This window comes from Streptomyces sp. NBC_00490, from assembly GCF_036013645.1.
Taxonomy (GTDB): domain Bacteria; phylum Actinomycetota; class Actinomycetes; order Streptomycetales; family Streptomycetaceae; genus Streptomyces; species Streptomyces canus_F.
This window is the reverse complement of sequence record NZ_CP107869.1, coordinates 7,223,063-7,244,880: the sequence shown is the minus strand read 5'-3', so window position 1 is coordinate 7,244,880 and position 21,818 is coordinate 7,223,063. Positions and strand designations below refer to the sequence as shown.

14 protein-coding genes are annotated in these 21,818 nt (G+C 69.7%); 2 read left to right on the top strand and 12 right to left on the bottom strand.

Translation table 11 applies throughout. From position 1 onward, the window contains the following. Positions 1-143: 143 nt before the first annotated feature. The 5 genes from ispG to OG381_RS33210 form a co-directional block, all read right to left on the bottom strand. Positions 144-1,301 carry a flavodoxin-dependent (E)-4-hydroxy-3-methylbut-2-enyl-diphosphate synthase gene (gene ispG / locus OG381_RS33230; RefSeq protein WP_327719690.1) on the bottom strand — a complete coding sequence of 386 codons (1,158 nt, stop codon included), beginning with the start codon at positions 1,299-1,301 and terminating at the stop codon, positions 144-146. Between the two features lie 170 nt (positions 1,302-1,471). After that, positions 1,472-2,764, bottom strand: coding sequence for a M50 family metallopeptidase (locus OG381_RS33225; protein ID WP_327722616.1), 1,293 nt, complete (start codon positions 2,762-2,764; stop codon positions 1,472-1,474). Positions 2,765-2,772: 8 nt separating this feature from the next. Further along, complete coding sequence (gene dxr, locus OG381_RS33220) at positions 2,773-4,029, bottom strand: 1-deoxy-D-xylulose-5-phosphate reductoisomerase (RefSeq protein WP_327719689.1); 1,257 nt, start codon at positions 4,027-4,029, stop codon at positions 2,773-2,775. A gap of 318 nt (positions 4,030-4,347) precedes the next feature. Then, the gene (locus tag OG381_RS33215; RefSeq protein WP_327719688.1) at positions 4,348-6,279 is read right to left on the bottom strand and encodes an acyl-CoA dehydrogenase family protein; all 1,932 of its coding nucleotides are present in this window, start codon (positions 6,277-6,279) and stop codon (positions 4,348-4,350) included. A gap of 103 nt (positions 6,280-6,382) precedes the next feature. Further along, a complete protein-coding gene (locus OG381_RS33210) occupies positions 6,383-7,195 on the bottom strand; it encodes a GH12 family glycosyl hydrolase domain-containing protein (RefSeq protein ID WP_327719687.1) in 813 nt (270 codons plus the stop codon). Positions 7,196-7,540: 345 nt separating this feature from the next. Between OG381_RS33210 and OG381_RS33205 the strand changes: the two genes are divergently transcribed. Together OG381_RS33205 and OG381_RS33200 are read left to right on the top strand one after the other, a co-directional pair. Continuing rightward, positions 7,541-8,554 carry a LacI family DNA-binding transcriptional regulator gene (locus OG381_RS33205; RefSeq protein ID WP_327719686.1) on the top strand — a complete coding sequence of 338 codons (1,014 nt, stop codon included), beginning with the start codon at positions 7,541-7,543 and terminating at the stop codon, positions 8,552-8,554. Positions 8,555-8,641: 87 nt separating this feature from the next. Continuing rightward, positions 8,642-10,690, top strand: a complete 2,049-nt coding sequence (locus OG381_RS33200; protein WP_327719685.1) for a glycoside hydrolase family 31 protein — start codon at positions 8,642-8,644, stop codon at positions 10,688-10,690. A 130-nt stretch (positions 10,691-10,820) separates the two neighbouring features. Here OG381_RS33200 and OG381_RS33195 read toward each other — a convergent pair whose 3' ends face one another. The 7 genes from OG381_RS33195 to OG381_RS33165 all read right to left on the bottom strand — a co-directional run bounded on the left by OG381_RS33195 (position 10,821) and on the right by OG381_RS33165 (position 21,783). Further along, entirely contained in the window at positions 10,821-11,534 is a 714-nt protein-coding gene (locus OG381_RS33195) for a glycoside hydrolase family 12 protein (RefSeq protein WP_327719684.1), read from the bottom strand. 39 nt (positions 11,535-11,573) lie between these two features. Next, the gene (locus OG381_RS33190; RefSeq protein ID WP_327719683.1) at positions 11,574-13,787 is read right to left on the bottom strand and encodes a glycosyl hydrolase family 95 catalytic domain-containing protein; all 2,214 of its coding nucleotides are present in this window, start codon (positions 13,785-13,787) and stop codon (positions 11,574-11,576) included. Further along, entirely contained in the window at positions 13,784-15,751 is a 1,968-nt protein-coding gene (locus OG381_RS33185; protein ID WP_327719682.1) for a beta-galactosidase, read from the bottom strand. The genes OG381_RS33190 and OG381_RS33185 overlap by 4 nt, the downstream gene beginning before the upstream one ends. Next, positions 15,751-17,961, bottom strand: coding sequence for a 1,4-beta-glucanase (locus OG381_RS33180; protein ID WP_327719681.1), 2,211 nt, complete (start codon positions 17,959-17,961; stop codon positions 15,751-15,753). The genes OG381_RS33185 and OG381_RS33180 overlap by 1 nt, the downstream gene beginning before the upstream one ends. A gap of 124 nt (positions 17,962-18,085) precedes the next feature. After that, entirely contained in the window at positions 18,086-19,021 is a 936-nt protein-coding gene (locus OG381_RS33175) for a carbohydrate ABC transporter permease (RefSeq protein WP_327719680.1), read from the bottom strand. Then, positions 19,018-20,052 (bottom strand): ABC transporter permease, encoded by a 1,035-nt coding sequence (locus OG381_RS33170; protein WP_327719679.1) that lies wholly within the window; start codon positions 20,050-20,052, stop codon positions 19,018-19,020. Before OG381_RS33170 ends, OG381_RS33175 begins: the two co-directional genes overlap by 4 nt. A 27-nt stretch (positions 20,053-20,079) precedes the next feature. After that, the gene (locus OG381_RS33165) at positions 20,080-21,783 is read right to left on the bottom strand and encodes an extracellular solute-binding protein (RefSeq protein ID WP_327719678.1); all 1,704 of its coding nucleotides are present in this window, start codon (positions 21,781-21,783) and stop codon (positions 20,080-20,082) included. Positions 21,784-21,818: the final 35 nt, after the last annotated feature.

Genomic DNA, 21,818 nt, shown 5'->3' with positions numbered 1-21,818 from the left:
CCCGCGCCCCTGGAGGGCTGGGGCCTGCGGCCCCTCAGCCCTCCGGCTTCCGGAGCCCTCCTGCCCCTTCAGGGCCGAAGCGGGGGTCTGGGGGCGCAGCCCCCAGGGGTGGGACGGGTAGGGGCGGCGGGGGCGAAAAACCCTCAGCCCGCGACCGCCACCGACGGCTCGCCCGATGCCACGCCGTCCGCCTCCATCTGTTCGGCCAGCTTCATGGCTTCCTCGATGAGGGTCTCGACGATCTTGGACTCGGGGACGGTCTTGATGACCTCGCCCTTGACGAAGATCTGGCCCTTGCCGTTGCCGGAGGCGACGCCGAGGTCGGCCTCCCGGGCCTCGCCGGGGCCGTTCACCACACAGCCCATGACGGCCACGCGCAGCGGGACCTCCATGCCGGTGAGGCCTGCCGTGACCTCTTCGGCCAGCTTGTAGACGTCGACCTGGGCACGGCCGCAGGACGGGCAGGAGACGATCTCCAGGCCGCGCTGCTTGAGGTTCAGGGACTCCAGGATCTGGTTGCCGACCTTGACCTCCTCGACCGGAGGGGCGCTCAGCGACACGCGGATGGTGTCGCCGATGCCCTGGGACAGCAGCGCGCCGAACGCCACCGCCGACTTGATCGTGCCCTGGAACGCCGGGCCCGCCTCGGTGACGCCGAGGTGGAGGGGGTAGTCGCATTGGGCGGCGAGCTGCTTGTACGCCTCGATCATCACGACCGGGTCGTTGTGCTTCACCGAGATCTTGATGTCCCGGAAGTCGTGCTCCTCGAAGAGGGACGCCTCCCACAGCGCCGACTCGACCAGGGCCTCGGGGGTCGCCTTGCCGTACTTCTGGAGGAGGCGGCGGTCCAGGGAGCCCGCGTTCACGCCGATGCGGATCGGGGTGCCGTGGTCCTTCGCCGCCTTGGCGATCTCCTTGACCTTGTCGTCGAACTGCTTGATGTTGCCGGGGTTCACGCGGACCGCGGCGCAGCCGGCCTCGATGGCCGAGAAGACGTACTTCGGCTGGAAGTGGATGTCCGCGATGACCGGGAGCTGGGACTTGCGGGCGATGGTCGCGAGCGCGTCGGCGTCGTCCTGCGTGGGGCAGGCCACCCGGACGATCTGGCAGCCGGAGGCCGTCAGCTCGGCGATCTGCTGGAGGGTCGCGCCGATGTCCGACGTACGGGTCGTGGTCATCGACTGCACCGAGACCGGGGCGTCTCCGCCGACCGCGACGGAGCCGACCTGGATCTGCCGGCTCTTACGGCGCTCGGCAACCCTGGTCGGAACGGACGGCATGCCGAGAGAAATCGCAGTCATCTGCTGTGCAACCCCAAGTCGTGGATCAAGGTCCGGCGCCAACGGAACAGTGGGCTCCAGGCTTCGAGATTACGGCACGAGCACTGGCCCGAGCACATTCGGCCGGTCAACCCACACGAACGAGGACGGCCCGGCACACACAGTGCCGGGCCGCCACGAACGCCGTATGGCTAGGAGATTCTCACGGGGTTAACCACGTCGGCGATGAGGACGAGGACCGTGAAGCAGATGAAGATCCCCGCCACGACATAGGCCACCGGCATCAGCTTCGCCACGTCGAACGGGCCCGGGTCCGGGCGGCGCAGGACCTTGGCGACGTTTCGCCTCAGCGACTCCCACAGGGCGCCCGCGATATGGCCGCCGTCGAGGGGCAGCAGCGGGAGCATGTTGAAGAGGAAGAGCGAGAGGTTGAAGCCGGCGAGCAGCATGACGAACATCGCCAGCTGCTGCGAGGCCGGGATGTCCAGCGTCGCGATCTCGCCGCCCACCCGGGCCGCGCCGACCACGCCCATCGGGGAGTCCGGCTCGCGCTGGCCGTCGCCGAAGACGGCGTCCCACAGGGCCGGGATCTTGGAGGGCAGGGCGGCGAGGGAGTCCACCGCGTCGCCCACGCGGTCCGTCATCCAGACCACCGAGTCGCCGAAGTCCTGCTTGACGACGCCGGTGGCGGCGCTGAAGCCGAGGAAGCCCGCCTTGACGTACTCGCCCTCGACGTAGGCGCCGTTGGAGTCCTTCTTCGCGACGAGGTTGGTGGCGATCTTCGCCTGGAGGGGGACCTCCTTGCCGTCCCGGTCGACGACGATCGCCACGGTCTTGCCGGCGCTGTCGCGGATGAGGTCGGAGAGGGTGTTCCAGTCGTCGGTCTTCACGCCGGCGAAGGAGACGATCTTGTCGCCCTTCTTCATGCCCGCCGCCGCGGCCGGGGAGGCCGCGTCGGTCTTCTTGCACGTGTCGCGGTTCTCGCTCTGGGAGATCACGCACGGGGAGACCGAGGCGACGTCGGTCGTCTGCTGCTGGATGCCGAACCCCATCAGGACCGTCAGGAAGAGCGCGATCGCGAGGATGAGGTTCATGAAGGGGCCCGCGAACATCACGATGACGCGTTTCCAGGGCTTGCGGGTGTAGAACATCCGGTTCTCGTCACCCGGCTTGAGCTCCTCGTACGCGGCCGAGCGGGCGTCCTCGATCATGCCGCGCCAGGGCGAGGTGGAGCGGGCCTCCAGCTTGCCGTCGGCGCCCGGCGGGAACATGCCGATCATGCGGATGTAGCCGCCGAACGGGATGGCCTTGACGCCGTACTCGGTCTCGCCCTTGTTCCTCGACCAGATGGTCGGGCCGAAGCCGACCATGTACTGCGGCACCCGGATGCCGAAGAGTTTCGCTGTGGACAGGTGCCCCAGCTCGTGCCACGCGATCGAGACCAGCAGGCCGAGCGCGAAGACCGCTATGCCGAGGATGAACATCAGGGTCGTCATGCACGGGCCTCCGCCGTCTGTGCTGCCAGTTCCCGGGCCCGGGTACGCGCCCAGGTCTCCGCTTCGAGGACGTCCGACACGGTGAGTGAGGTTCCCGTGACCGGCGTGCCGTGTTCGTCCACCACGCGCGTCACGGTCTCCATGATCCCGTTGAACGGCAGCGCGCCGGCCCGGAAGGCCTCCACGCACTCCTCGTTGGCGGCATTGAACACTGCCGGGGCCGTGCCCGCGAGCTCCCCCACGTGCCTCGCAAGGTTGACCGAAGGAAACGCGTCGTTGTCGAGCGGGAAGAACTCCCACGTCGACGCCTTGCTCCAGTCGAACGCGGGGGCCGCGTCGGGGACGCGTTCGGGCCAGCCGAGGCCGATGGCGATGGGCCCCCGCATGTCGGGGGGCGTCGCCTGGGCGATTGTCGATCCGTCCGTGAACTCAACCATCGAGTGGACATACGACTGGGGATGCACGACCACCTCAATGCGGTCGAAGGGAATGTCGTAGAGGAGGTGTGCCTCGATGACTTCCAGACCTTTGTTGACGAGGGTCGCGGAGTTGATCGTGATCACCGGGCCCATGGCCCAGGTGGGGTGCGCGAGGGCGTCCTCGACGCTCACCCGGGCGAGGTCGGCTTTGGTACGGCCGCGGAAGGGGCCGCCGGAGGCGGTGACGACCAGCTTCCGTACGTCGGCCCTCGTCCCGGACGCCAGCGCCTGGAACAGCGCCGCGTGCTCGGAGTCGACGGGGATGATCTGCCCGGGCTTGGCGAGGGCCTTGACCAGCGGGCCGCCGACGATGAGCGACTCCTTGTTGGCGAGCGCGAGGGTGCGGCCCGCCTCCAGGGCGGCGAGGGTCGGGGCGAGGCCGATGGAGCCCGTGATGCCGTTCAGCACGGTGTGGCTCTCGGAGGCGGCGACCTGGGTGGCCGCCTCCGGTCCGGCGAGGATCTCGGGGAGCGGCTCGCCCGCGCCGTAGCGGCTCGTCAGCGCCTCGCGCAGCTGCGGTACGGCGTCCTCGCGGGCGACCGCGACGGTCCGCACCCCGAGCCGGTGCGCCTGCTCGGCGAGGAGGGCGACCCGGCCGCCGTTGGCGGAGAGCGCGGTGACGCGGAAGCGGTCCGGGTTGCGCAGGACGAGGTCGATGGCCTGGGTCCCGATCGACCCGGTGGAGCCGAGGATCACCACGTCCTTGGGGCCGTCGCCCGCCACGGGGTCGTAGACGAGGTGCGGGTCGGCGAGAGGGGCTGGACTGTCGCTCATCCCCCCATTGTTGCCGTAAGGACGGTGTGTGAGGACAGCGCGTCCCCCTCCCGGGGGTGCCGGGCGTCACATGAGCGACTCGCGTCCCGTAGGTCCGGGCGAGCCGGCGCTCAATCGGCAACCAGGTCCGCAGGCGCCACGTCGAGGACATGTGCGATCAGCATGCGCCGCGCTCGACCTGGTCGATCCGGCCGCGACCGAGTTTTGTCGCGGTGCCCAGATCGTCCTGGGTGAGTTTCCGGTCCTCCCGCGTGATGGTTCGAGCGGGTGCGCCGGACAAGGGTGTCCCCTTCGCAAGAGGACACCCGTGTCGGTCGCTCAGCGGATCGGGCGGTGGACGTTCTCCTTCTCCGAGGGGCCCGGGGCGGCGTCGGCGATCCACGGGCCCTCGCCCGACGGGTCGACGATGCCCTCCTCCAGCCATGCGTAGGTGCCGGACATGACGCCCTTGACGACCTTGCGGTCCAGGTCGTCGGTGTTGGTCCACAGGCGGCCGAAGAGTTCCTCGACGCGGATGCGGGACTGCCGGCAGAAGGCGTCGGCGAGCTGGTAGGCCTCGCGGCCGTGGTCCTCGGTGGTGCGCAGGAGCTCGGCGCGCACGCAGGCCGCGCTCATCGCGAAGAGTTCCGCGCCGATGTCGACGATCCGGCCGAGGAAGCCCTGCTTGGTCTCCATGCGGCCCTGCCAGCGGGACATGGCGTAGAAGGTGGAGCGGGCGAGTTTGCGGGCGGTGCGTTCGACGTAGCGGAGGTGGACCGAGAGGTCGACCTCGCGTTTGAATTCGTTGTACGAGTATGGGAGTTGGCCCTGGCCCGCCACCAGTTTCGGCAGCCACTTGGCGTAGAAGGCGCCTGCCTGGGCGCCTGCTTTCGCCTTGTCCGACAGGGATTTCTCCGGGTCGATCAGGTCGCCGGCGACGGAGAGGTGGGCGTCGACCGCCTCGCGGGCGATGAGGAGGTGCATGATCTCCGTCGAGCCCTCGAAGATGCGGTTGATGCGGAGGTCGCGCAGGACCTGCTCGGCCGGGACCGCGCGTTCGCCGCGGGCCGCCAGGGAGGCCGCCGTCTCGAAGCCGCGGCCGCCACGGATCTGGACCAGTTCGTCGGCCATGAGCCAGGCCATCTCGGAGGAGAAGAGCTTGGCCAGGGCGCCCTCGATGCGGATGTCGTTCCGGTCCTCGTCGGCCATCTGGCTGGAAAGGTCCAGTACGGCCTCCAGGGCGAAGGTCGTCGCCGCGATGAAACTGATCTTCGCGCCCACGGCCTCGTGGTCGGCGATGGGCTTGCCCCACTGCTCGCGGGCCGCGGACCATTCGCGGGCGATCTTCAGGCACCACTTGCCGGCGGCGACACAGGACGCGGGAAGCGAGAGGCGGCCGGTGTTGAGGGTGGTCAGCGCGATCTTGAGGCCGGCGCCCTCCGGGCCGATGCGGTTGGCCGCCGGGACCCGGACCTGGTGAAAGCGGGTGACGCCGTTCTCGATGCCGCGCAGGCCCATGAAGGCGTTGCGGTTCTCGACGGTGATGCCGGGTGAGTCGCTCTCGACGACGAAGGCCGTGATGCCGCCCTTGTGGCCCTCGCTCTTGGGGACCCGGGCCATCACGACCAGCAGGTCGGCGACCACACCGTTGGTGGTCCACAGTTTCACCCCGTCGAGGACGTACTCGTCCCCGTCGGGCACCGCGCTCGTGGCGAGCCGGGCCGGGTCGGAGCCGACGTCCGGCTCGGTGAGGAGGAAGGCGCTGATGTCGGTGCGGGCGCACCGGGGCAGGAAGGTCTCCTTCTGCTCCTGGGTGCCGAACATCTTCAGCGGCTGGGGGACGCCGATCGACTGGTGGGCGGACAGGAGGACGCCGATCGCGGGACAGGCGGAGCCCGCGAGGGCCAGGGCCTTGTTGTAGTACACCTGGGTGAGGCCGAGGCCGCCGTACTTGGTGTCGATCTTCATGCCGAGGGCGCCGAGCTCCTTGAGGCCGGCGATGACCTCGTCGGGGATCCGGGCCTCGCGCTCGACGAGGGCGCCGTCCACCTTGCTCTCGCAGAAGTCACGGAGCCTGGCGAGGAACTCCTCGCCGCGCCGGGCGTCCTCGTCGGGCGGCATGGGGTGAGGGTGGATGAGGTCGAGCCGGAATCGGCCGAGGAACAGTTCCTTGGCGAAGCTGGGCTTGCGCCAGTCCTGTTCCCGGGCCGCTTCGGCCACCTGCCGGGCCTCGCGTTCGGTGACGACGGGCTTCTGTTGTGGTGCGGACATGAGGGCCACCTCACCGCGAATCGGGATCATGGTTACCGACCGGTGCTACTCGATCGTATGTACCCGATACCGAGCGTGCCCACCACCCCTGGGACGCGGCCGTTCAGCCGATGTTGACGGAGTACGCCTTGGTGTCAAGGCGCCCGGTGCCCTTGAAAACCTCGGTGCCGGACTCGATGCCGGAGACGTACTTTTCGTTGCTCAGCAGCTTGCGCCGAACGAGGGCCTGGGTGAAGTCGTCCAGGTTGAGCGTGGCCTTGGTGGTGTTGGTGCGGCGGACGAAGGAGTACACCTTCCAGCCGATGTCGCCCTGGTAGATGTCCCACATGGCGCCGCCGAGGCTGACGGATCCGTACTTGCCGCCGAGGGGACCCGCGCCGCCCTGCCGGTTGAGCCAGATCATGACCTCGTCGGTGGGCTGGTCCTGCCAGTCCGCGGTGTTCTTGTCGTGCAGCCACAGGTCGTAGGCGACGTTCATGACGCCGGGGTTCGAGCTGACGGTGAACTCCCAGCCGGTCTTCACCGGCTTGCGGTCGCCGACGCGGATCGGCAGACCGGTGGCGGCCTTGTCGACCTTCCAGCCCCAATGCCAGCCGAGGACGCTGGACGCGTAGGACTTCACGTCGTGGTCCTTGCCGGTGCCGCTGTTGGCCAGGCTGTAGTCCGTGCCCCACGAAATGGTCGACCCCGACCGGGAGTTGTCCCAGACGCACTGGGTGCCGGTGGCCTTCTCCCGGTTCCAGACGTTGTTGTTCACGTAGTACTTGCCGAGCGTGACGGTGTCGAAGTCCGTGCACTTCTTGCCGGACTCGTCCGCCTGCGCGACGGTCACGCCGACGGCCGCGGCGAGCGCGACCGTGCCGGAGACGAGAGTCTTCGCCTTCTTGGAGAGGCGGGGGCGGCGGCGGTGCTGCATGGGGCGGGTCCTCACGAAGGGGGTGATCGCTTGCGTCCCCTCAGTGGGCGCCGGGGCGTCAAAGGTTGCCGTGGAGGGTGGTGTGGGCCGCCCCCGGGCCGATCCGCCGGCCGGGCTCTGCCGATTCCGTTCCGTGGCCCCCCGCGATCGGCCATGGTAGGGAGGAACCCCACACCCCGGAACAGCCGCCGGGAGGCCCGAAGGGGAGCCCGTACCAACTCGATGTCGAAGCGCTTCGACAGCCTATGGACACCCACCTCCGGTGGAGCTACTGTCGAACCACCCTCACCCGCCCTTGTTCGTACTGCGCACTGTCGAAGCGCTTCACAAAGCTTGGAGAGCTGGATGGTCACCCTCGCCGAGGTCGCCCAGCACGCCGGAGTCTCGGCGAGCACGGTGAGCTATGTCCTCAGCGGCAAGCGGTCCATCTCCGGCGCCACCCGGCACCGGGTGGAGCAGAGCATCCGCGAGCTGGGCTACCACCCCAACGCGGGCGCCCGCGCCCTGGCCAGCAGCAGGTCCAACATCATCGCGCTGATGGTCCCGTTGCGCACCGACATGTACGTGCCGGTGATGATGGAGATCGCCATCGCGGTGGCCACCACGGCCCGGCTGCACGGCTACGACGTCCTGCTGCTCACCGGCGAGGAGGGCCCCGACGCCGTGCGCCGCGTCACCGGCAGCGGGCTCGCCGACGCGATGATCCTGATGGACGTCGAACTCGACGACGAGCGGCTGCCGTTGCTGCGCGGCACCGACCAGCCCTCCGTCCTCATCGGCCTGCCCGCCGACACCTCGGGACTGACCTGCGTCGACCTCGACTTCCGGGCCACCGGCGCCCTGTGTGTCGAGCACCTCGCGATGCTCGGCCACCGCGACATCGCTGTCATCGGCGAGGCCCCGGCAGTGTACGAACGGCATACCGGCTTCGCCGAGCGCACCCTGGACGGACTGCGCACCCGGGCCCAGGAGTTGGGTGTGCGCCTGCTGCACCGGCCCTGCGAGGGCGGCTACGACGCGATGGCCGTGACCCTCGCCCGCATCCTCGACGAGCGTCCGGGCACCACGGGCTTCGTCGTGCAGAACGAGTCGGCCGTCGAGCCGCTGCTCGCCCTGCTGCGCCAGCAGGGCCGCGCCGTGCCCGAGGACGTGTCCGTCGTCGCGGTCTGCCCCGACCAGGTCGCCACCCAGGCCTCGGTACGGCTCACCTCGGTCGCCATCCCCGCACAGGACATGGGCCGGCACGCCGTGGAACGCCTCGTGGCCAAGCTGGAAGGCCGCGGCAAGGACGAAGTCGTGCTCATCGCGCCCGAGTTGACCGTCCGGACGAGTACGGGACCCGCGCCGTCGGCGCTCTGACGAACCCCTCTGTTCCTCCGCACCGAGCAGCCCGAGCGGCCCCGCTGGGGCACCACCTGTCTCCACTCGCCTCCAGGAGCACCCCTCGTGACTCAGCCTGCCGAAAATCAGCCCCAGCAGGGCGCTGTCAGCCTCGCGCAGTCGTCTCCCACCATCGGCACGTTCCGTGAGCGGGACGGCGGCCTGGAGTGGAGCGGCCGCCAGGAGACGCTCCGCATCGAGCCGTGGGGTCCGGACGCGGTCCGGGTCCGGTCGCGGCTCGGCGGGCCGATCCTCGAGGGGCTGCCGGGCGCGTTGCTGGAGAGCCCGCCCGCCACCTCGTCCACGATCAAGATCGAGGACGGCCGGGGCCAGTTGACCGTGGGCACGCTCACCGTCGAGATAGACGCCGAGGGCCTGGTCCGCTTCCTCCGCACCGAGGACTCCGCCGAGCTCCTCGCCGAGGCCCGCGCCCACTTCTGGTGGCCCGGTTCCCGCCTCTACACCGCCGTCGGCAACGGCCACCACCGGCTGGAGCAGCGCTTCGCCGCGTACGACGACGAGAAGCTGTACGGCCTCGGCCAGCACCAGCACGGCAGGCTCGACCAGAAGGGCCTGGTCCTCGACCTGGTGCAACGCAACGCCGAGGTCGGCATCCCGGTGCTGAGCTCCAGCCGCGGCTACACCCTGCTGTGGAACAACCCGGCGATCGGCCGGGTCGAGCTCGCGCACAACGGCACCCGCTGGGTCGCCGACTCGGCCCGTCAGATCGACTACTGGATCACCGCGGGCGCCCCGGCCGACGGTCAGCGCCGCTACTCCGCGGTGACGGGCCGCACCCCGATGATGCCGGAGTGGGCGGCGGGCTTCTGGCAGTGCAAGCTGCGCTACCGCACGCAGGACGAACTCCTCGCCGTGGCACGGGAGTACAAGCGCCGTGGCCTGCCCATCTCCGCGATCGTCTGCGACTTCTTCCACTGGACGCACCTGGGCGACTGGAAGTTCGACCTGAGCGAGTGGCCCGACCCGGGCGCCATGGTGCGGGAGCTGGAGGAGCTCGGCATCAAACTCGTCGTCTCCGTCTGGCCGTCGGTGTCCCCGCTGAGCGAGAACCACCAGCTCATGGAGCAGCGCGGCTACTTCATCGGCACCCAGTACGGCCCGATGGCGCACGCCGACTGGCCGGACAAGGAGGTCGCCTCCACGGTCCAGGTCGCGTTCTACGACGCCACGAACCCCGAGGCCCGCGACTTCATGTGGTCGCGCGTCCGCGACAACTACCTGATCCCGTACGGCATCACGGCCTTCTGGCTGGACGCCTGCGAGCCGGAGCTGAAGCCGGGCTTCTCGGAGAACCTGCGCTACTGGGCGGGCCCGGGCCTGGAGGTCGGCAACAGTTACCCGGCGGAGAACGCCCGCACCTTCCACGAGGGCCTGACGGCCGAGGGCGAGGAGGTCATCACCCTCAACCGCTCGGCGTGGGCGGGCAGTCAGCGCTACGGCGCCGCTCTGTGGTCCGGCGACATCGGCACCGACTTCCCGACCCTGCGCCGCCAGATCGCGGCCGGCCTCAACACCGCGCTCTCCGGCATCCCTTGGTGGAACACCGACATCGGCGGCTTCCACGGCGGCGACCCGGACGACGAGGCGTACCGCGAGGTCATGGTCCGCTGGTTCCAGTTCGGCGCCCTGTCGCCGCTGATGCGCCTGCACGGCTTCCGCGACCCGGGTATGCCGCTGGGCCCGGAGATGACCGGCGGTCCGAACGAGGTGTGGTCGTACGGCGAGGAGGCCGGCGCGATCCTGGAGCGGTATCTGCGGCTGCGCGAGCGGCTGAAGCCGTATGTCCTCCAGGTGATGCGGGAGGCCCACGAGGAGGGCCTGCCGCCCATGCGGCCGCTGTTCCTGGAGTTCCCCGAGGACCACGCGGCCTGGTCCGTCGACGACGCGTATCTCTTCGGCGGCGACCTGCTGGTGGCCCCGGTGCTGACGGCGGGCGCGACGGCCCGCACGGCCTATCTCCCGGCCGGCGCGACCTGGACGGACGCGTGGACCGGTGAGACGTACGAGGGCGGCACGACCGTGACGGTCGACGCCCCGCTGGACCGTATCCCGCTGTTCCTGCGGGACGGGGCGCGCCTGCCCGTAGCGGAGTAGACGCGCCGGTGCGGCCGGTCCCCATAGGGGAGGGACCGGCCGCACACGCGTGTCCGAGATCGGTGGGGGGTGGGTGCCGATCAGGGGTGGGGTGTCGCACGGATCCCGTGCGACACCCCACCCCGCCCGCTCAACTGCTGCTGACCGTCAGGTTGTTGGTCGTGAAGTTCAGCCCGCCGGACGAGGACGTGATCTCGTAGCCGAACTGCACGTCACCGATGGTCTCGTTGCCGAACCAGCCCTTGGTGTCCTTGATCCACTTCAGGATCGGCAGGACGTTGACCGTGCCGGAGGTGGAGTCGGAGGTGCGCAGGAACGAGAAGACCTCGTTGGCGCCGTTGCTGCCCTTGTAGACGGTCCAGGTGTGGCCGCCGAGGGTGACGTTGCCCTGCGAGGTGCCCAGCGGACCGACGGCTCCGTTGTAGTTGACCCAGAGCATGATCTCGTAGTCGTAGTCCGTGTCCCAGATGTCGTACGACGTGTTGTACGCGCCGGACGACGGGACCGTGACGTTGTAGCTGCTGGAGAGCGAGCCGAGGGAGGTGATCGTCTTGTTGATCACCTTCTTGGAGTCGGGGTAGGACTTGATGCCGCCGGTGTTGGGGTGGTCGGCCCAGACACCCCAGTTGGTGCCGGAGTTGGCCCAGATGCACTGGCTGCCGGCGCCGGAACCCCAGATGTTGTTGTAGAGCGTGTAGCCGTTCAGGCTGGTGCTGCCCCACTGGTCGCAGGAGTTCCAGACGGCGGCCGAGGCGGGGGCGGAGGCGAGGCCGACGGTGGCGCCGAGGGCCATCGCCGGGGCCAGAATCGCCATGGTGATCTTGCGCAGTGTGCTCTTTGCCATGGTGTCCCTTTCCATGGGTGGGGGGAAATGCGGGGGTGGTTACCACGCCCCAAGCGGGAGGACGTGGTCTTCTCCGGCGACGAGGTCGAGCGGCCGCGCGCCGGTGGAAGTCCGGATCTCGATGCGGTGCGTACGGGTGGGGCGTAGCACCGCGGTCGCTTCCTGCGGGGTCCAGCTGAGGTCGAGCTCCGCCCCGAACCGGGTGCGGACGCCCTTGAGTTCGCCTGACGGGTACGCCGCCGGGAGGGCCGGCAGCAGGACCAGCCGGTCCGGCGTGGACTGCACGAGCATCTCGATGAGCACGGCCGGGAGGGTGTGTGCGGCGTCCGCGTTGTAGACGTCGCGGTTCGGGTAGTGCGCGCTCATCAGGGAGGCGTGGAAGAAGTCGCCCTTGAGGACCTGGCCGAGGGCGTGCGCGACCCGTTCGCCGTCGCGCAGCCGGGCGGCGACGAGGGCGTGGTGGAGGTGGCCGTGGGCCGAGTCGTTCTCGGCGCCCCGGAGTTCGAGCGCGCGGTGCGCGGCCGCGGCGAGGTCGGGGGTGTCGTACGGGGTGATCTCGTCGAGCGGCCAGACGCCGTAGAGGTGGCTGAGGTGGCGGTGGTCGTAGGTGTCGTCGAGGCCGGGCCAGGCCCATTCGGCGAGGGCGCCGTCGTCGTTGATCCGGTGGGGCGGGAGCCGGTCGGCGAGGGCTCGCCGGCGCTCCGCCGACTCGGGGTGGTAGTCGGCCGCCGTGTGCAGGGCGTGCCGGGCGGCCGAGAGGTCCATGGCCGCGTTGATCGCACCCCAACTGCCGTTGGCGGGCCGGTTCTCGGGTGAGTAGGAGGGGACGACGACGAGGTTCCCGCCAGTGTCGGTGCGGGTGAGGAAGTCCTCGTAGAACAGGGCGACTTCGGCGAGCACGGCGGCGGTGCGCGGGTCGCGCTCGCCGCGGGTCTCGTCGTGGTCGACGAGCGGCTTGAGCAGCCAGTCGGCGCCGGCCGTCCACAGGTGCAGCGGGTATTCGCGGCTGAAGTGGTACGTCAGCCCCGACTCGCCGTCGCTGTGCGGCGGGGCGACCACCCCGCGGGCGCCGAAGACGGCGCGGGCGTTGTCCCGCCAGTCGTCGAGCTGGCCGTGGATCAGGGAGGCGAGGGCCTCGGTGACTTCGGGCAGGGCGGCGGCCGCCGCGGACGCGGTCTGGAGGTTGACGTTGGCGTCGTTGGTGAACGCTCCCGACCAGGCGGTGTCCCAGTCGCCGGTCCACAGGCCGGTCAGGCGGGGCGGGAAGAGGCCGCTGGCGGAGAGCAGGTGGTAGCGGCCGGCGGCGAAGAGGCGTTCCAGGAGGGCGGGGCTCTCGGTGCGGTCGAGCAACTCCGAGCCGGGGAGGGCACGTTCGGCGGGGCCGGCGTGGAGGTCGAGGGTGACCCGCTCGTAGGCGGTGCGGTGCAGGGCGGTGTGGCGGTCGAGAAGGAAGGTGAACGGGTCTTCGTGCTCGGGTGCGAGTTCGCGCAGGGCACGGGCGTGCTCCAGCACGTCGAGCTCGCCGGTGTGCCGCAGTACACGCGTCAGCAGCAGCACCGACTCGGCGCCGGTGATCCGCAGTCCGGGCGGGGTGAGCGTGGTGGTTCCGCCGGTGACGAGGACGAGGGTGACGCCGGTGTAGGCGCGGTCGCTGCCGGGGTAGCGGGCGCGCAGGGTGAGCAGGGCGCCCTCGGGGGTGAGGACGGCGCCGTGGCCGACGCCGAGGTCCTTCGGGGCGCCCGGGAGGTGGTGGTCCAGGGAGATGTCGAGGTCGGCGGCGACGACTTGCTGAACGATGACGTCGTCGGCGCGGGAGACGAAGACGCGGCTGCCCCAGCACTCGTACCGATGGTGGACGACGCCCGTGGTGAAGGTGACGGAACGTCTGTATCTCCGGGTGGTGCTGCCGGGCACGCTGCGTAGCCGCACCTGGAAGGCCGGATGGAAGGGCTGCACCCACTGGAGGTCCCGCCCGTCCGTGAAGCTCTCCGCGGCGGCCGTCTCTCCGGCCAGCAACCGGTCCTGGAGTGCGGGCAGTCCGGCGGCGAGCTCGGGTGGGCGGGCCTGTTCGGCGCCGTTGGGGCGGACGAGGGTGTGATGGGTGACGACGACCCGCTCATCGCCCGGCTCGCCGAACACCAGGGCGCCGTGATGGCCGTTGCCACTCAGGAAGCCGTCCTCCCAGCGGGCGGCGGGGCGGGGTTCCCAGGTGCGGTGCACCACGTCGGTGTCCGGGTTCACGTACACGTTCATGGGCGCAACACCACCACGCCGTACCGGTCCAAGGTCAACTCGTCCGTGACGGTCGTCCCCGTGAGCAGGTCGTGGTGGGTGCCGGGGACCTCGACGGTCACGGATTCGCGGGAGTGGTTGAGGACGAAGAGCAGGTCACCGCGGCGTACGGCCTCGACGCCCGCGGGGAGCCGGTCGAGCACCGGGCGGACGCCCGCCTCGGACGCGAACTGTGCGAGGAGCGCGCGCAGTCGCTCCGCTTCGGGAAGCGTCGCGAGATACCGCGCCCGCCCCTTGCGGAGCACCGCCGGCAGCCCGTCGAGTTCGCCGCCCTTGAACACGGCCTCGGCGGTCGCGTCCGCGTCCTTCTCGATCTCCTCCGACCACAGCGTTCCGCGGAACCCGTCGCACTCGACCTCCTCCCCCGCGTCCAGCGGCCACCACTCGTGCAGGGTGCGGATGCCGAACAGCTCCCGCAGCCGTCCGTCCATACCGCCGGGCCGCACCCGGTCGTCCTCGTCGGCGATGCCGGTGAGGAAGCCGGCGACGAGGGTGCCGCCCTGCCGGGTGTACGCGAGGAGGTTGTCGATCGCCGCGTCGCTCAGGGAGTACAGCTGAGGGACGACGACGAGCTTGTACGCGCTCAGGTCGTGCTCGGGGTGGGCGAAGTCGGTGGCGAGGTGGGCCTCCCACAGGGCTCGGTGCCAGGCGGTGAGGACCTGGGCGTAGTCGACCTGGGTGGAGAGACGGCCCTCGTGGGCGCCGGCCCACCAGGAGTGCCAGTCGTGCAGGACGGCGATGTCGCCCGCGGTGTGACTGCCCGTCACCTCGCCGGAGATCCGGGCGAGTTCCGCGCCGAGCCGCTTGACCTCCTGATACGTCCGGCCCCGCTCCCCCGCGTGACTGACCATCCCGGAGTGGAACTTCTCCGCGCCCTGCCGGGACTGCCGCCACTGGAAGTAGCAGACGGCGTCCGCGCCACGGGCGACGGCCTGGAGGGACCAGAGGCGGTTGAGGCCCCGCGGCTTGGGGTGGTTGACGCCCCGCCAGTTGACCGGTCCGGCGGCCTGCTCCATGAGCATCCACGGCCCGCGGGCCTGCGAGCGGGTCATGTCCTGTACGAGGGCGCCGGCCTGGGGGCCGTAGGGGTCGCGCGGATCGGGGTAGAGGTCGACGGAGACGACGTCCTCCTCCTCGGCCCACCGCCAGGCGTCCTGCCCGGACCAGAGCGGCATGAAGTTGGAGGTGACCGGCAGGTGCGGGGTGTGCCGGCGCACGATGTCCCGCTCGGCGATGTAGCACTCCAGGAGCATGTCGGAGGTGAACCGCTTGAAGTCAAGCACCTGCGCGGGGTTCTTGAGGTAGTGGGCGTGCCGGGGCGTGTGCACCACGGCCCAGTCGCCGTAGCCCTGGCTCCAGAAGGCGGTGCCCCAGGCGTCGTTGAGTTCCGCGAGCGTGCCGTACCGGTCCTGGAGCCAGCGGCGGAAGCGGGCGGCGGCCTCGGGGCCCCAGTCGTAGGTGCAGTACTCGTTGTTGATGTGCCACATGGTGAGGGCCGGGTGGTTGCCGTAGCGGGCGGCGAGGTCCTCGGTGATGGCGGCGGCGTAGCGGCGGTAGACCGCGCTGGAGTGCGAGAAGTGCTGTCGGCCGCCCCACCACTCGGTGCGGCCGTCCTGGTCGACGGGCAGGGTGTCGGGGTGCAGATGTCCCAGCCAGGGCGGGGGTGAGGAGGTCGGGGTGGCGAGGACGACGCCGATGCCGTGTTCGTGCATCAGGTCCATCAGCCGGTCGAGCCGGCCGAAGTCCCGCTCCCCCGGCCGGGGTTCGAGCATGGCCCAGGAGAAGACGCCGAGGGTGACGGAGTTGACGCCGGCGTCCTTCATGAGCCGGACGTCCTCGTGCCAGGTCTCCTCGGGCCACTGCTCGGGGTTGTAGTCGCCGCCGAAGAGGATGCGGCCGCGCGTCACATCGCCGAGGCCGGGCATCAGACCGGCTCCCCGTACTGGATGCCGCGCCCGTTGGTGGCGAGGTAGACGCGCCCGTACACCCGCGGGTCCCCGGTGATGACCTCGCCGGTCCACCCCCACTGGTGCTGGTCGTCGTTGATCCGCACCCAGGTCTTCGCCTCGTCGTCGGACCGGTAGACGGCGGTGATGCTCTCGGTGGAGCCCACCATGTAGATCGCCGGGTAGTCGGCCCCGGCGGCGGCCTTGCCGAAGCCGAGGGTGTGCGAGGCCCGGCAGCTGGCGACCTTGTCGAAGCTCAGGCCCCCGTCGGTGGACCGGTGGAGCCCGTTCCCCTTCCCGCTCAGCCAGAGGTCCCCGGACCGCCCGGGCGCGGCGACCAGCTCGAACTGGCTGTCCCCGGAGGGGAGCCCGGTCGCACCTTGAGTGAACGTGAGGCCGCTGTCGGTGCTGACGTGCAGCGTTCCCGTGTCGGTGTCGTACGCGTGGAAGCGCGTCGGGTCGGCCGGGTCGGCGACCGGCGTGGCGCCCTTCGGGAAGGAGGAGATCTCGGTCCAGGTGGCCCCGTTGTCCGTGGAGCGGTGGGCCGGGTACTTCGTGCCGTCCCAGTGCACGAAGACCCACAGCAGCACGCTGCCGTCGGCGTTGACGGCGATCGGCCCCGGTGCGTCCTTGGCGAGGGAGGGCTGGGCCGCGAAGGGCGCCCAGGTCTGTCCGCCGTCGTTCGAGTAGGCACCGTTGCCGTGGTCGCCCCACCCGCTGCGGACGACGTACGCCGGCTTCCGCGCGGCCTGTGCGAGTCCCGTCGCCGATCCGAACACGGGGTTCGTGGCCATGCCGCGTGAGGGCGAGGCGGTGAGCCGCTCGTGGTACATCACGCCGATGTCCCCGGACCCGCTGATCAGATGCGCCTCCCCGGCCGGGGGCGAGATCAGCTGCCGCACGGACGTCTCCTCCATGCCCCGGATCTGCGGCGCCCAGTGCTTCAGGTCCCGGGTGCCGTAGAGGGTGGCGCCGGTGCCGTAGACGATGTGCCGGGAGTCGTACGGGTCGAGGGCGAGCGCCTGGATCCACCAGCCGAACTTGGGGGCGTCCGCTCCCCACTTGAGATAGGGGGTCTGCGACACGTCGAGGACGGCGGAGTCCTTGAGGGACGTCCAGTGACGGCCGCCGTCGGTGGACCGGAACACGGTGTCGACGGCGGCCCACCGGTTGTTGGTGGAGACGACGAGGGTGCCGGGCCGTCGCGCGTCCACGGCGACCCCTCCGTACCCGAAGGTGTCGGCGGATCCGTCACTCGTGGTGCCGCCGGGCTTCACCGGACTCACGTCGGCCCACTTCCCGTTGGCCGTGCACAGCTTGTGCACACTGCCGTCGGACTGCCCGTTGGGGCCGGGAGCGTTGGCGTACGTCACGTACAGCTCCCGGGTGAAGCGGTCGTACGCGGCCCGGATCGGCACCTTGGCTGCCGCACCGGAAGGCTGTCCGGGCACGGCCTGCCACGTCGTCCCGTCGGCGGTGCGGAACAGGTTGGCGGCGCTCCCGTCGGAGTCCCCCCAGCCGGCGTAGAGGGTGCGCCCGGCGGCGACGAGCAGGGTGACCCCCTGCCCGGAGGCGCTCGGGGTGCCGGGGAAGCCGGTGGCGGCGGCCCACGTGGCGCCCCGGTCGGTGGACTTGAGCAGCCCGTCGTGCCGGGTCCCGAGCCAGAGGGTGTCGCTGTCACGCGGGTCGACGAGGAGTCGCTCGCCGGTCCCCCGCCCGTCCTCGTTGCCCCCGAGCTTCACGGTGAGGTCGGTTCGGGCCCAGGTGGCACCGCGGTCGTCGGACCGCAGCACGGCTCCGTTGGACGCCCAGGACTGCGCATAGGTCCCGAGGGCCAGATAGACCCGGTTCGAGTGGGCGGGGTCGACGGCCATGGCCTCCACCCCGAGGAGGTTCCAGTCGTCCCACCCGAGGTGATCGGTGAGCGGGATCCAGGCGGCGGCCCTGTCGTCCCATCGGTATGCGCCGCCGATGTCGGTACGGGCGTAGGCGAGCCCACGGACGGAGGGATGGAAGAGCACCCCGGTGACGAACCCGGTGCCACCGATGAAGACGTTGCGCCATCGGTAGGAGGAGCCGACGGCCTCAGCAGCGTGTGCTTGCGCCTGCCCGACGGGAAGAGCGGTGAGCGCGGCCGCGGCAGCGGACCCCGCAAGAACGGCACGACGGCTCAGGTTGAACGTACGCATGACAAGCCTCGCTCTGAGGGATGAGGGGAGTTAGACCTACCTAGGGGCGCGGGGAACTGCGCGACCAGCCACAACGAACCAGCAGCCGCCGACGATCCGAAGCCCCCTGCTCAAGAGGCGCGGCTCAACCCTTCACCGCACCCGTGAGCATGCCCTTCTTGAAGTGCTTCTGGACGAAGGGCGACAGCACGGCCACCGGCAGCAGCGCCATCACCATGACCGCCATCTGGATCGCCAGCCCCGAAAGCTGCCCGGTCCTGATGGCCTGGCTGAGCCCCACCGGTGCCTCCTGCTTCTGCACCAGCTGGATCATGACGTTCTGCAACGGCATCTTGTCCTGGTCGTTCAGGTAGAGCGACGCGTTGAACCAGGCGCTCCAGTACCCGACGGCGTAGAACAGGGTGATCACGGCGAGGACCGCCCGCGACAGCGGCATGACGATCTGCCACAGGACCCGGAAGTCCCCGGCGCCGTCGATGCGCGCGCTGTCGATGAGTTCCTGCGAGATCCCCATGAAGAAGCCGCGCAGCACCAGGATGTTGAAGACGCTCAGCGCGCTCGGCAGGATCAGCGCGAGATAGCTGTCCGTCAGGCCGAGGGACTGCACCAGCAGGTAGGTGGGGATGAGGCCGGCGCTGAAGAACATGGTGGCCAGCAGCGTCATCAGGATCCCGCGGTGGGCGAGGGATCCGCTGCGGGACAGACCGTAGGCGCACAGGACGGACACCGACATCGAGAACAGCGTGCCGACCAGGGTGACGAAGATGCTGACGAGCGTGGCACGGGTGACCTGGCCGCCGCTGAGCAGTTCCTGGTAGGCGATGAAGGTGATGTCCTTGGGCACCATCACGAGGCCGCCCGCCTCGTCGATGGTCTTCCGTGAGGACAGGCTGGTGACGACCACGATCCACAGCGGGAAGAGGACCGCCAGGCAAGCGAGTGCCAGGACGAGACCCTTGCTCGCGAGGCCGGCCTTCGAGGGCTCTTCCTCCCATGCGGGACGCGGAGGTGCGGCCCACGGGCGCGGCTTGCTCGCCGGCTTGTCGATGACGGTGGTCACTTCTTGTACACCCCCTGCTCGCCCATGAGATGGGCCACTTTGTTCGCGGCGAGGACCAGACCGATGCTGACCACGCCCTTGACGAGACCGGCGGCGGCCGCGTAGCCGAAGTCCTGGTTGCGCACGCCGTTCCACCACACGAAGGTGTCGAGGACCTCCCCCGCGCCCGTGCCGACGCCGTCACGTTGCAGCAGGATCTGTTCGAACCCGACGGTCAGAGCGTCACCGACGCGCAGCACGAGGAGGAGGGCGATCACCGGGCGCAGGGCGGGCAGCGTGACGTGCCACATGCGGCGCCAGCGCCCGGCTCCGTCCATCGCGGCGGCCTCGTACAGGTCCGGGGAGACCGAGGACAGCGCGGCGAGGAAGACGATGATCCCCCACCCGGCGTCCTTCCACACGCTCTGCGCGGTGATCAGGAAGGCGAAGGTGTCCGGGTTGGTCATGATGTTGAGGCCGTCGTACCCGTTCTGCCTGAGCAGTTGGGAGAGCATGCCCGCGCCGCCGAACATCTGCTGGAAGACGGCGATGACCAGGACCCAGGAGAAGAAGTGCGGCAGGTAGAGGACCGCCTGCGCGACGGCGCGGACCCGGGGCCGGACCACGCTGTTGATGAGCAGCGCAAGCAGGACCGGGATCGGGAAGAACAGCACCAGCTGGACGAAGAACAGGACCAGGGTGTTCTGGACCGCGTTCCAGAAGGCCGAGTCCTCGAACATCCGCTGGAAGTTCTCCAGGCCCACGAAGGGGCTGTGCAGGATGGAGACGATGCCGTTGTCGCTGATGTAGGGGTCGTAGTCCTGGAAGGCGACGACATTGCCGAGGATCGGCAGGTAGTTGAAGACCAGGACCAACACGACGGCAGGCAGCGTCATGAGGATCAGGGTGCGGTCGCGTCTGAACCTGAGCTTGAGGCTCAGCTTGCCCGAGCCCTGTTTCTTGCGGGCGACGGTGGCGTCCTCGGACGCCACCGGGGTCTTCACCGGTGTGCCGGCCTCGGCGCTGCTCCGAGGCACCGTGCTGTGGGACACGGTTGTTCTCCTTGCCTCAGAGCCCGGTCAGCTCGCCGCCGTGCCGTTCTCGTCGAGCAGCTTCTTGTACCAGTCGCGCAGTTTGTCGCCGCCCTGGCCCTTCCAGTCGGACACGGCCTGCTGCATGTCGCTGATCTTCTTGTGCCCGCGGATGATGTCGTCCTCGAGCTGCTCGAAGTTGTTGGCGAGGTTGGTGTAGCGGGAGGGCTCCGTGACCTGAAGGCCCCAGAAGGACGTCTTCTTGGTGAAGGCACCCATCCGCTGCTCCCACTCGACCATGGCCTTGGTGTAGTCCGGCAGGTCCGGGTGCGCGGTGGTCGGGGCGGGACTGGCCACCATGACATAGGCGTTGACGACTTCGTTGTTGCCCTTGTCGTTCTTGACGGCCACGCCGTCCTTCACGGTGTAGTGCGTGCCCTCGACGCCGTAGTTGGTCATCATCCACTCCTTGGTGCCGTACGGCGCCGCGGTGACGTTGGCTACCGCCAGCACGTCGTGGATGACGGACTCGGAGGCCTTCTTGCTGACGAAGGCGAAGATGCCGGCCGGGTTCTGGGCGTACAGCGTCGGGTTGCCGCCGTCGTGGCCCCAGACGTCCATGCCCCAGACCTTGACGTCGGGGTTCTGGGTGGCCAGGGAGGCCTGCTGGCCGTACCAGTTGACGACGTTGTTGTTCCAGATCAGGAACTCGCCGGCGGCGAACTTGGGGGCGGGGTCGACCGCCTGGCTCTTGCCCAGCTTGAAGTCGGGGTGGACGACTCCGGCGGCGAACAGCTTGCGCGTCCACTCGATGGCTTCGAGGTACTCCTGGGTTTCGACGCGGTTGACCAGCTTGCCGTCGACCATGTCCCACCAGAGCGGCTTCTCCCCGCCGCTGAACACCCCGAAGGTGTTCATCGCGGTCCACTTCATGTCGCCGCAGGCCCACACCTTGGCCCGGGCGTTGGTGATGTCCTTGCACAGGGCCATGAACTCGTCGGCGGACCGCGGGACCTCGTAGCCCTCCTTGTCGAAGATGTCCCGGCGGTACAGGGGGACGATGTTCTGGATCTCCGAGGCGGGCATCGGCAGGCCCATCAGCTTGCCGCCGAAGATGGAGCGCTGCCAGGCGCCGCTGGGGATGGCCGCGAGGTTCGGGTACTTCTTGATCTTGTCGCCGGACAGGTACGGGCCGAGGTCGGCCATCTTGCCGGCGATGGCGCTGGGTATCTTGCCCATCATGTTCCAGCCGGGGATGACCACCACGTCCGGGACGTCACTGGAGGCGAGGACCGCGCCGAGCTTCTGGTCGTAGGTGTTGCCGTCCTGGTTCCGCCACTGGACGTCGACGCCGATCAGGTCGTTCATCGACGTGTAGTAGGGGTTGTTGCCCTTCGGGGGCGAGCCCCAGAACGGCGACATGATGGTGACCTTGCCGCCGCTGCCGAGCTTCTTGGGCACCGAGGTCTTGAGCGTGGCGACGTCGAGCTTGGCGGTGAAGCCCATCGACGAGCCGTTCTTGGACGGGATGTCCGGCTTCACCACGTTGCTCGCCACATAGGCCGGCAGGATCTTCTTCGCGTCCTTGCCCGACGTGGTGCCGTCACGCGAGCCACTGTCCGAACCGCCGCAGGCGGAGAGCAGCGGCACCCCGCCCGCCACCGCTGCGGTGGCCACCGCGGTGGAGGCGAGGAAGCTTCTCCGGCTGGGACCGGAAGGACCAGAGGAGGGGGCGGCGGCGTTCGGCGTCATTGCGTCAACCCTTCATGGCGCACCAGGACACCCGG

Coding starts and splice junctions, on each gene's coding strand:
- ispG (WP_327719690.1), bottom strand. CDS start 1,301: ATGACTGCGATTTCTCTCGGCATGCCGTCCGTTCCGACCAGGGTTGCC.
- OG381_RS33225 (WP_327722616.1), bottom strand. CDS start 2,764: ATGTTCATCCTCGGCATAGCGGTCTTCGCGCTCGGCCTGCTGGTCTCG.
- dxr (WP_327719689.1), bottom strand. CDS start 4,029: ATGAGCGACAGTCCAGCCCCTCTCGCCGACCCGCACCTCGTCTACGAC.
- OG381_RS33215 (WP_327719688.1), bottom strand. CDS start 6,279: ATGTCCGCACCACAACAGAAGCCCGTCGTCACCGAACGCGAGGCCCGG.
- OG381_RS33210 (WP_327719687.1), bottom strand. CDS start 7,195: ATGCAGCACCGCCGCCGCCCCCGCCTCTCCAAGAAGGCGAAGACTCTC.
- OG381_RS33205 (WP_327719686.1), top strand. CDS start 7,541: ATGGTCACCCTCGCCGAGGTCGCCCAGCACGCCGGAGTCTCGGCGAGC.
- OG381_RS33195 (WP_327719684.1), bottom strand. CDS start 11,534: ATGGCAAAGAGCACACTGCGCAAGATCACCATGGCGATTCTGGCCCCG.
- OG381_RS33190 (WP_327719683.1), bottom strand. CDS start 13,787: ATGAACGTGTACGTGAACCCGGACACCGACGTGGTGCACCGCACCTGG.
- OG381_RS33185 (WP_327719682.1), bottom strand. CDS start 15,751: ATGCCCGGCCTCGGCGATGTGACGCGCGGCCGCATCCTCTTCGGCGGC.
- OG381_RS33180 (WP_327719681.1), bottom strand. CDS start 17,961: ATGCGTACGTTCAACCTGAGCCGTCGTGCCGTTCTTGCGGGGTCCGCT.
- OG381_RS33165 (WP_327719678.1), bottom strand. CDS start 21,783: ATGACGCCGAACGCCGCCGCCCCCTCCTCTGGTCCTTCCGGTCCCAGC.